The sequence below is a fragment of the Haemophilus sp. C1 genome (assembly GCF_001276515.1).
Classification (GTDB): Bacteria; Pseudomonadota; Gammaproteobacteria; order Enterobacterales; family Pasteurellaceae; genus Haemophilus.
Genome location: NZ_LDVZ01000059.1, coordinates 1 through 1,730, shown reverse-complemented (window position 1 = coordinate 1,730; position 1,730 = coordinate 1). Strand labels below are relative to the sequence as shown.

Annotated in this window: 1 protein-coding gene and 1 pseudogene; both read right to left on the bottom strand. The window is 38.2% G+C overall.

The features are described from left to right. Window positions 1–1,220: pseudogene (locus tag ABW51_RS10600) on the bottom strand (hemagglutinin repeat-containing protein); the annotation flags it as partial. Between the two features lie 105 nt (window positions 1,221–1,325). Next, window positions 1,326–1,730: hypothetical protein (locus ABW51_RS09490; protein WP_053466546.1), on the bottom strand; the 405-nt coding region annotated here is incomplete at its 5' end.

The following is a 1,730-nucleotide window of genomic DNA, read 5'->3' as shown; positions in this document are numbered from 1 at the left end:
TTTATCATTACGAAGTAATTTACCATTATTATCTGTCTTACATCGTTCGTAATTTGAACCACAAATCACCCCATAATTCATTCGCACACCACCAAGTTTTATGCCATCAAACGCCCCAGAATTATGCCCCACATTACTGTAAAGTTTCCCATTGTCGTTAATATCTTCAATAGGCGGCGCAAGTAAAGAATTTTTCAAGGATTCCCGCCGCGTTTCCGTATCAATAATGGAAATTAACGTTTTTGCAGACATCACTTTCGGCGAACCGGCAACAACACCCGTTGCCAAGTCTAAACCTGTGCGAATATGCTCTAATGCATAAATATCTTTAATGAGTGCGTCAATTTTTTCCTCATATTGCGCTTTGTCTTCGATTTTTGCATTGTGAAAATCCGTAATAGCTTGACGTAATTCCTTACGTTTAGGTTCTTGATAATGGTCTATCACCTTATCTTTCACCTCTTGTGCATTATCAATAAAATCTTTTGTGACTTGAACTTGAAGATTAATTTCTTTTAACACCTCCTCTTTATTAAATTGATTTTCCAATTTACCAGAGTGCTGCGCTGCAGTTTCGGTGGTAACATTTGTTTTGATTGCGCCAATAACCTCCTTCGTCATTTTGCCTATTTTTTCAAACTGTGCTTTCTCATCCCGAATCTCAATATTAGTAGTACTAATACCTGATTTAGTTACACTACTTTGACTTGATTTATCTGAACCATAGCCGGCAGATAAGTTTCCGTCTAAAGAATCCCAGCCTTTCTCAAATTTTATTTTATTGTTTTTCCCATTTGTTTGAGCATCTGTTGTTAACTCACCTTTAGCGTTTTCATACATTTTTTCTCCGTCATCATTGACCATCTGTTTCTTACTTTGCGCTTCGCCATTTTCTCCAAACGGGGTCTCAAAATCCGCAGCCACACTACCACTCACCCCAAAACTATTACCGCTGTAGTTCGAGTGATTTTCAATGTCTCTATGGCTGAGCGTGCCTGTGCTGAAGCGGTTTTTGTGGTTGTCTTCCGCTTTTTGCGTAGAAGTAATAATTGCGCCTTTTAAGTCTGTGTGCTTGTTGATGTGAATGTCATAACCATCATCCCCCGCATAGATGCCGGCTTGCTCATTGACGCTGGCATGGTCGGCGTTGACTTTGGATTTGTTGTAGCTTCCCCCTGCTGAGGTGCCATAACCACCGTCACACTCCCACTCACGTTCATTTGTTTGCCTTTGTATGTGGCGATATCTTGCAAGCTTTCGATGTTGAGGTTTTGGGCATTGACTTCTACACGCTTGCCTTTGTTTTGGTTGATAAGTTATATTCATCATTCATTACATAATCCTTTATCTGAAGTAGAATTCTTTCTACCACAATCTTCTACCCATATATAACCTTTTATTTCCATACATTTAAAAAAAGCATCCCAATTTTTTTGTTGTAAATGGGAATCAGCCTTTGGTAAATGATCCATTGCCCAAGCACTCCTCATACTTAAATCCCCTTTTCTTAATCCGCAGCTTACCAAATCATCCATTCTTTTCACGGAATCCGTATGCCCAAAGCTATAAGGTTTTTGAAATTTAGCAATTGGGCTATATGGTTTACCAAAACAAATTGTTGTCATTCCATAATAACAATCGTCTTTTGCTGAATAACATCCTGTTGTGATGGATATAAAAATTAGGATAAATATAACTTTTTTCATTATCTTACCCCAAACAACAAATTC